Consider the following 8,262-nt stretch of genomic DNA (forward strand, 5'->3'; position numbering starts at 1 on the left):
GTAACCGGCGCGGACGCGAACGCACGATCAACACCCAGTCAGGCGCCCGGTTGCGGCCAACGGCGGCCGGGGGCGCGTGCGAGTCAGGAGCGGCGAATGTCGTTGAATCCAGGTGCCATCACCGGCTCGGCCGGCCGAGCGGTCCCCGCGGAGGTCGTCGACCGGTTGCTTCCCGCCTACCTGGCGACCTATCGCGGGCCCCACGCCGGCGCCCCCGGCTCGGAGGGCGCCGTCACGGGTCCGCTGCGGCGGCCCGGGACGGACACGGTCGACGGTCCCGCACTGGTCGGGGCCCAGTACCGGCTCGGCGCGCAACGGCCGCCGGGAGCCACCCGGGTCGCGGTGTACGCCGCGGACGTCGAGGGCGGGTTCGGGCCTGCGCTGCAGGTGGTCACGGACAACGCGACCATGCTGATGGACTCGATCACGGTGCTGCTGCACCGCACCGGGGTGGCCTACACCGCGATCATGAACCCGATCTTCCGGGTTCGCCGCGGCGCCGGTGGCGAGCTGCTGGACATCGTGCCCGCATCGCATGCGACTTTCGGCGACGGCGTCGACGAGACCTGGGTCCATGTGCAGCTGGCCGGCTCGGTGGACCGGCGTGCGCTGGCCGAGGTCGAACAGCTCCTGCCGCGGGTGCTCGCCGACGCCCGGCAGGTCGCACTGGATTCCACCGACATGGCCGCCGCGCTGCGCATCCTGGCCGCCGAGCTCGACGGCGACTCCGGGCGCCGGTTCCCGAGCCCCGACCGCAAGGACGTCGCCGCGCTGCTGCGGTGGCTGGCCGACGGTCATTTCGTGCTGCTGGGCTACCAGCGGTGCCCGGTCCGGGACGGCGAGGCCACCGTCGACGCCTCCAGCCGGCTCGGCGTGCTGCGTCTGCGCCAGGATGTGCTGCCGCAGCTGACCAACAAGGACGAACTACTCACGTTGGCGCAGGCCACGATTCCGAGTTTCCTGCGTTACGGCGCCTATCCGCAGATCGTGGTGGTCCGTGAGCAGCCCGCCGACGCCGGGGCCGACGACACCGCCGCGATCGAGCACCGCTTCGTCGGGCTGTTCACCGTCGCGGCGATGAACGCCAATGTGCTGGAGATCCCGTTGGTCTCCCGGCGCGTCAACGACGCGCTGGCGATGGCGCACCGGGACCCCAGCCATCCGGGACAGCTGCTGCTCGACATCATCCAGACCATTCCGCGCGCGGAGCTGTTCGCACTCAGTGCCAGGGGCCTGCTCGAGATGGCGATGGCGGTGGTCGACCTGGGGTCGCGGCGGCGCACGCTGCTGTTCCTGCGGGTGGACCCGCTCGCGCACTTCGTGTCGTGCCTGGTGTACCTGCCGCGTGACCGCTACACCACGGCCGTGCGGCTGCAGATGCAGGACATCCTGGTCCGCGAGCTCGGCGGCGTCAGCATCGACTACGCCGCCCGGGTCAGTGAATCCCCGTGGGCGGTGGTGCATTTCACCGTGCGGTTGCCGGAGGGGTCGCGCAGGCAGGACGTCGACGTCTCCGAATCCAACGAGTCACGCATCCAGGATCTGCTGACCGAAGCCGCCCGCACCTGGAGTGACCGCCTGATGGGCGCCGTCGCCGCCGGCAGCGCGGTCGACCACGCCACCGCCGAGCATTACGCGTCGGCGTTCTCCGAGGTGTACAAGCAGGCGATCGAGCCCGGGCGCGCTCTCGAGGACATCGCGATCATCGAAGAGCTGCAGGACGATTCGGTCAAGTTGGTGCTCACCGACGGTGACGGCAGCACCGACGAGGGGGTCGCGGTCCTGAACTGGTACCTCGGTGGCCGGTCGGCGTCGCTGAGCCGGCTGCTGCCGATGCTGCAGTCGATGGGTGTCGTGGTGCTCGAGGAGCGGCCGTTCACGGTGACCCGCCCCGACGGCCTGCCGGTGTGGATCTATCAGTTCAAGGTGTCGCCGCACCGCGGCGTCCCGGAAGCCCCGCCCGGCGCGGAGGGCGAGGCCCGTGCCCAGCGTTTCGCCGATGCCGTCACCGCCATCTGGCACGGCTACGCCGAGATCGACCGGTTCAACGAGCTGGTGCTGCGGGCCGGGCTGACGTGGCAGCAGGTGTCCGTGCTGCGCGCCTACGCCAAATATCTCAAGCAGGCCGGGTTCTCGTACAGCCAGTCCCACGTCGAATCGGTGCTCAACGACAACGCCGGCACCGCGCGCTCGCTCATCGAGCTGTTCGAGGCGTTGTTCCGTCCGGTCGAGCAGAACGCCGGCGGCGCCAACCGCGACGCGCAGGCCGCCGCCGCCGCGGTCGCCGCCGACATCGACGCGCTGGTCAGCCTCGATACCGACCGGGTGCTGCGGGCGTTCGCGTCGATGATCCAGGCCACCCTGCGCACGAACTACTTCGTCACCCGCCCGGACTCGGCGCGGGCGCGGAACGTGTTGTCGTTCAAGCTGGATCCCGAACACATCGACGAGCTCCCGTTGCCGCGGCCGAAGTTCGAGATCTTCGTGTACTCGCCCCGCGTGGAGGGGGTGCACCTGCGGTTCGGCTTCGTCGCCAGGGGCGGGCTGCGCTGGTCGGACCGCCGCGAGGACTTCCGCACCGAGATCCTGGGGCTGGTCAAGGCCCAGGCGGTGAAGAACGCGGTCATCGTGCCGGTCGGCGCCAAGGGCGGCTTCGTGGTGAAGAACCCGCCGGCGCCCACGGGTGACGCCGCCGCCGACCGCGACGCCACCCGCGAGGAGGGCGTGGCCTGCTACCGGTTGTTCATCTCCGGCCTGCTGGACGTCACCGACAACGTCGACAAGGTCAGCGGTGATGTCGTCACCCCGGCCGAGGTCGTCCGCCGCGACGGTGACGACGCGTATCTGGTGGTCGCCGCCGACAAGGGGACCGCGACGTTCTCCGACATCGCCAACGATGTCGCGAAGTCCTACGGGTTCTGGCTGGGGGACGCGTTCGCCTCCGGTGGATCGGTGGGTTACGACCACAAGGCGATGGGGATCACCGCCAAGGGCGCGTGGGAATCGGTGAGGAGGCATTTCCGCGAGATGGGTGTGGACACCCAGACCGAGGACTTCACCGTCGTCGGGGTCGGCGACATGAGCGGGGACGTGTTCGGCAACGGCATGCTGCTCTCCAAGCACATCCGGCTGCTCGCCGCGTTCGACCACCGGCACATCTTCATCGACCCGAACCCCGACGCCGCGACGTCCTGGGAGGAACGCAAGCGGCTGTTCGACCTGCCGCGCTCCAGCTGGGACGACTACGACAAGTCGCTGATCAGCGCGGGCGGGGGAGTGTACAGCCGGCAGCAGAAGTCGATCACGGTCAGCCCGGAGGCGCGGGCGGCTCTCGGCCTCGACGACGCCGTCACCGAGCTGACGCCGCCGGCGCTGATGAAAGCGATCCTCAAGGCGCCCGCCGATCTGCTGTGGAACGGCGGCATCGGCACCTACGTCAAGGCCGAGACCGAAGCCGACATCGACGTCGGTGACCGCGCCAACGACGCGGTGCGCGTCAATGGAAATCAGGTGCGCGCCAAGGTGATCGGCGAGGGCGGCAACCTCGGCGTGACCTCGTTGGGGCGCATCGAGTTCGACTTGTGCGGCGGTCGCATCAACACCGATGCACTCGACAACTCGGCCGGGGTGGACTGCTCCGACCACGAGGTCAACATCAAGATCCTGATCGACTCCCTGGTCACCGCCGGCAAGGTGGCGGCCGAGGACCGCACCGACCTGCTGCTGTCGATGACCGACGAGGTGGGCCGGCTGGTGTTGGCCGACAACGAGAGCCAGAACGATCTGATGGGCACCAGTCGGGCCAACGCGGCCAGCCTGCTGAACGTGCACGCCCGGATGATCAAGGACCTCGTCGCCGAACGGGGGCTCAACCGGGAGCTGGAGGCGCTGCCCTCGGAGAAGGAGATCCGGCGCCGCACCGACGCCGGGCTGGGGTTGACCTCACCGGAGCTCGCCACGCTGATGGCCCACGTCAAGCTGGCGCTGAAGGCCGACCTGCTCGACGGCGACCTGCCCGACCAGGAGGTGTTCGCCTCCCGGCTGCCGTCGTATTTTCCCGCCACTCTGCGCGAGCAGTTCGGACCCGACATCCGGGCGCATCAGCTGCGCCGCGAGATCGTCACCACGATGCTGGTCAACGACGTCGTCGACACGGCGGGCATCTCGTATGCCTACCGCGTCACCGAGGACGTCGGGGTCGGGCCCGTCGACGCGATCCGCAGCTTCGTCGCCGTCGACGCCATCTTCGGCGTGGGACGGGTGTGGCGCCAGATCCGGCAGGCGGGCCTCAACGGGGCGCCGGTGGCGGTCACCGACCGGATGACGCTCGACCTGAGGCGGCTGATCGACCGGGCCGCGCGGTGGCTGCTGAACTACCGCCCGCAGCCGTTGGCGGTCGGCGCCGAGATCAACCGGTTCGCCGAGAAGGTGGCGGCGTTGGCACCGTCCATGCCGGAGTGGCTGCGCGGTGACGACAAGGCGATCGTCGCCAAGGAGGCCGGTGAGTTCAGCTCCCACGGCGTGCCTGACGACGTCGCGTACAAGGTGGCCTCCGGGCTGTACCAGTTCAGCCTGCTCGACGTGATCGACATCGCCGACATCGTCGACCGCGATCCGGCCGAGGTCGCCGACGCGTACTTCGCGTTGATGGATCACCTCGGCACCGACGGACTGCTGACCGCGGTGTCCCGACTGTCACGCAACGACCGGTGGCACTCGTTGGCGCGCTTGGCGATTCGCGACGACATCTACGGGTCGCTGCGAGCGCTGTGTTTCGACGTGCTGGCCGTGGGGGAGCCCGACGAGAACGGCGTCGAGAAGATCGCCGAGTGGGAGATGACCAACAGCTCCCGGATCAGCCGGGCGCGGCGCACCCTGACCGAGTTGTACGAGAGCGGGGAGCACGATCTGGCCACCCTGTCGGTGGCGGCCCGCCAGATCCGGAGCATGACGAGAACCAGTGGAACGGGATCGAACGGGTGACGGGTCAACAAGGGTTCACCGCGCCGGTGCACGTGCGGTGGTCGGACATCGACATGTACCAGCACATCAACCACGCCACCATGGTCACGATCCTCGAAGAGGCCAGGATCCCGTTCCTGCGTGAGCCTTTCGGCGACGAGATCACGACGATCGGTCTGTTGATCGCCGAGGTGAACATCTCCTACAAGGCCCAGCTGAGGCTCATCGATTCGCCGCTGCAGGTGACGATGTTCGCCAAGCGGGTGCGCGCGGTCGACTTCACGGTGGGCTATGAGGTGCGCTCCGTCGGCGCAGCGCCGGACTCGCGTCCCGCGGTGACCGCCGACACCCAGCTTGCCGCGGTGCACATCGAAGAGCAGCGGCTGCAACGGCTGTCGGAGGCGCAGCGCGAGTATCTGCAGCGCTGGATGCGATGAACACCGACCGCGGGTTGTGGCTCGGGCCGGGGTCGCGCACCGCGCAGCAGGAAGATCTGACCAGGTTCGCCGAGCGCGTGCTGCGCCTCGACGAGGCCGGCATCGTGCGCCTGCGCCGTCGCGACGACCACTCGGTGGTGGCCTGGGCGGCTACGGGGTTCGATGTGCTCGCCAGCCGGGTGGTGACGGGCCGGATCGCGCCGGCCGATCTGTGTGCCGGCGCGGACGCGCTGTTGTGCGGGTTGGGCGACGTCGCGGCCGACGGATACGTCGACCCGGGCTTCGCGATGGATTCGGCCTGGCGTGGCGCGCTGCCACCCGACACCGGTTTCGTCCACCTCGACGACGTCCCGGCCCGTGTCGTGCTCGACCTGGCGCAGCGCGGCACCAGCCTGGTCAAGGAGCACTCCGGGGGCCACGGCCCGCCGGCGTCGCTGCTCGATCAGGAGGTCGTCGCCGTCACCTCGCCGCAGGACAACGTCGGCGTGCCGATGCGTTGCGTGTTCGCGCTGACGGCGATGGGGTTCCTCCCGCAGTCGCCGGCCGGGGACCGGTTCGCGCCGGAGTCGGTCGGCGCCGACGAGGTGGTGCGGGTGCGGACGACGTCGGCCTGGCTGCGCGTCGACGCCCGGTTCGGCAGTGTGTACCGCCGCCGCGGTGATCCTGCGGTGGTGCTGCGCTGAGCCCCGGTCAGAACGCCGAATTGACCATCGACTGGGCGGCCATCTCCAGATAGGCGATCAGTTCCTGGCGGTGCAGGTCGTCGAGGGTCTCGGCGTCGATCTCGGCCACCGCTGTGTGCATGCAGCGCAACCAGGCGTCCCGTTCGAGGTACCCGATCCGGAAAGGCGCGTGGCGCATCCGCAGCCGCGGGTGACCGCGCAGATCGGAATACGTGCGCGGACCACCCCAATACTGCTCGAGGAACATGCGCAGCCGCTCCTCGGCGCCGTCGAGGTCGTCCTCCGGGTAGAGCGGCCGCAGGATCTCGTCCTCCCGCACGAGCTGGTAGAACCGCGACACCAGGGTGCGGAAGGTGTCGTGCCCGCCCACCGCGTCGTAGAACGACTGCTGCTTGTTCTGCGCGTCCATCGCCTCCATTGTGGGCCATCGCCGGATCAGGCCGCCTCAGCCGGTCCGGCAGGCGGCCGGTCACGCGATGTTCATCGGACTGACCAGCGAACACCTGCAGAATTGCCGTGCGATCGATCAGAATCCATGGTGGACTGTCCGTCGGAGGACGTATGGCGCAGCGTAAGAACGGACGCGGCCACCGGCATCACCGGGCCGCGGCGGGCTCATCCGGGCCGGCATCGGTCTCGGCGTCGCGCGCCCTGCACAGCGTCACCCCCACCACCGACACCGCACCTCCGGCCTCCCACGACGCGTCGATCTGGGGCCGCAGGCGTGTGCTTCTGCTGAACTCGACGTTCGAACCTCTCACGGCGCTGCCGATGCGCCGCGCGGTGATCATGCTGATGTGTGGCAAGGCCGACGTCGTCCACGACGACCCGGTCGGGCCGGTGATCCACTCGGCGACCCGCTCGATCGTCGTCCCGACGGTGATCCGGTTGCGCACCTACGTCCGGGTGCCCTACCGGGCCCGCATCCCGATGACCCGCGCGGCGCTGATGCACCGGGACCGTTTCCGCTGCGCATACTGCGGGGGGAAGGCCGACACCGTCGACCACGTCGTCCCGCGCAGCCGCGGCGGTGCGCACTCCTGGGAGAACTGCGTGGCGGCCTGCTCGTCGTGCAACCACCGGAAAGCCGACCGCCTGCTCAGCGAGCTGGGCTGGGCCCTGCACACGACGCCGCTACCGCCGAAGGGGCAGCACTGGCGGCTGCTGTCCAGCGTCAAGGAACTCGACCCGGCCTGGGTGCGATACCTGGGTGAGGGAGCGGCCTGACCCGGCGGTGGGATACGGTTTGCGCGTGAACTCAACAGCTCTTGCGCATGCAAGTTTCGTAGTGGTCCCGCTGGCGCTGGCCGGGCTTCTGTCGCTGTTCATCTTCACCAAGAAGGGCCCGCATCCCGAGACATTCGACATGTCCGAGAAGTGGACGCACGAGCCCATCTTGTGGGCGGCCGATGAGCCGAAGGACCACGGCCACGGCGGTCACGGTTCGCACCTGACGATCGGAGGTGGCGCAAGTGGTAAGTGGTGAAGTGACCAGGGCAGGCGCGCTCGACGTAGCGGAACTTCCCTACGGGTCGGCGATCACCGCCAGCGGACGGATCTCGGCGGTCACCGAGCCCGGCGTGCTGTCGGTGCAGTACCCGTTCCCGATCAAGGACCTGGTGGTCCTCGACAACGCGTTGAAGTTCGGGTCACGCGCGGCCAAGGCGCGTTTCGCCGTGTACATCGGTGACCTGGGCGCCGACACCGCCGCCACGGCCCGCGAGATCCTGGCGAAGGTGCCCACCCCGAACAATGCGGTGCTGCTCGCCGTCTCGCCGGACCAGCGCGCGATCGAGGTCGTGTACGGATCCGAGGTCAGGGGCCGCGGCATCGAGGAGGCCGCTCCGCTCGGCGTGTCCGCGGCGGCGGCGTCGTTCAAGGAGGGCAACCTGATCGACGGCCTGATCAGCGGTGTCCGGGTGCTCTCGGCCGGGGTCTCGCCCCGCTGACGTCTCCGCGAACGTGCATTCCCGGTAGCCGTGCCCGGCAGTCGTTACCGTGAGTGCACGTTCGCAGTCAGTTCGGCGCGGATCCGGACGTAGCGTTCGAGGAACCGGCGTTCATCGAGGCGTTTGCGCCGCAGCCAGCCGGTGACCTCGTCGTTGCACTTGCTCGCATTGCACGCCGCGCAGGCCGGCACCACGTTGTCGATCGTGTAGCGGCCGCCGCGGGAGATGGCC

Annotated in this window: 8 protein-coding genes; 6 read left to right on the forward strand and 2 right to left on the reverse strand. The window is 69.4% G+C overall.

Going from position 1 to position 8,262, the window contains the following annotated elements; genetic code table 11:
- The first annotated feature begins 96 nt into the window (after nt 1-96).
- Genes ASJ79_RS27325 through ASJ79_RS27335 form a run of 3 tightly spaced genes read left to right on the forward strand, consistent with a single transcriptional unit; the run spans nt 97 to nt 6,082 of the window.
- Nucleotides 97-4,983 carry an NAD-glutamate dehydrogenase gene (locus ASJ79_RS27325; RefSeq protein WP_067962080.1) on the forward strand — a complete coding sequence of 1,629 codons (4,887 nt, stop codon included), beginning with the start codon at nt 97-99 and terminating at the stop codon, nt 4,981-4,983.
- Nucleotides 4,980-5,399, forward strand: a complete 420-nt coding sequence (locus tag ASJ79_RS27330) for a thioesterase family protein (protein ID WP_082754094.1) — start codon at nt 4,980-4,982, stop codon at nt 5,397-5,399. Before ASJ79_RS27325 ends, ASJ79_RS27330 begins: the two co-directional genes overlap by 4 nt.
- Nucleotides 5,396-6,082: a hypothetical protein gene (locus ASJ79_RS27335; protein WP_231751064.1), complete on the forward strand. Its 687-nt coding sequence runs from the start codon at nt 5,396-5,398 to the stop codon at nt 6,080-6,082. Before ASJ79_RS27330 ends, ASJ79_RS27335 begins: the two co-directional genes overlap by 4 nt.
- Nucleotides 6,083-6,089: 7 nt before the next feature.
- On the opposite strand, the gene ASJ79_RS27340 is transcribed toward ASJ79_RS27335, so the two are convergent.
- Complete coding sequence (locus ASJ79_RS27340; protein WP_197420395.1) at nt 6,090-6,491, reverse strand: globin; 402 nt, start codon at nt 6,489-6,491, stop codon at nt 6,090-6,092.
- Between the two features lie 152 nt (nt 6,492-6,643).
- Between ASJ79_RS27340 and ASJ79_RS27345 the strand changes: the two genes are divergently transcribed.
- From ASJ79_RS27345 to ASJ79_RS27355, 3 genes are read left to right on the forward strand one after another with little or no spacing between them, the layout of a single operon-like run.
- Nucleotides 6,644-7,309 (forward strand): HNH endonuclease, encoded by a 666-nt coding sequence (locus ASJ79_RS27345; protein ID WP_067962086.1) that lies wholly within the window; start codon nt 6,644-6,646, stop codon nt 7,307-7,309.
- A gap of 25 nt (nt 7,310-7,334) precedes the next feature.
- On the forward strand, nt 7,335-7,568 hold the full coding sequence (locus ASJ79_RS27350) for a hypothetical protein (RefSeq protein WP_067962105.1): 234 nt from the start codon (nt 7,335-7,337) through the stop codon (nt 7,566-7,568).
- Entirely contained in the window at nt 7,555-8,031 is a 477-nt protein-coding gene (locus ASJ79_RS27355; protein WP_067962088.1) for a DUF5130 domain-containing protein, read from the forward strand. The genes ASJ79_RS27350 and ASJ79_RS27355 overlap by 14 nt, the downstream gene beginning before the upstream one ends.
- Nucleotides 8,032-8,075: 44 nt before the next feature.
- On the opposite strand, the gene ASJ79_RS27360 is transcribed toward ASJ79_RS27355, so the two are convergent.
- Nucleotides 8,076-8,262, reverse strand: a 187-nt coding sequence (locus tag ASJ79_RS27360) for an HNH endonuclease (RefSeq protein ID WP_197420396.1), incomplete at its 5' end; no start/stop codon positions are given.

Origin of the sequence: Mycobacterium sp. NAZ190054 (assembly GCF_001545925.1) — a bacterium.
GTDB lineage: Bacteria > Actinomycetota > Actinomycetes > Mycobacteriales > Mycobacteriaceae > Mycobacterium.

Coding starts and splice junctions, on each gene's coding strand:
- ASJ79_RS27325 (WP_067962080.1), top strand. CDS start 97: ATGTCGTTGAATCCAGGTGCCATCACCGGCTCGGCCGGCCGAGCGGTC.
- ASJ79_RS27335 (WP_231751064.1), top strand. CDS start 5,396: ATGAACACCGACCGCGGGTTGTGGCTCGGGCCGGGGTCGCGCACCGCG.
- ASJ79_RS27345 (WP_067962086.1), top strand. CDS start 6,644: ATGGCGCAGCGTAAGAACGGACGCGGCCACCGGCATCACCGGGCCGCG.
- ASJ79_RS27340 (WP_197420395.1), bottom strand. CDS start 6,491: ATGGACGCGCAGAACAAGCAGCAGTCGTTCTACGACGCGGTGGGCGGG.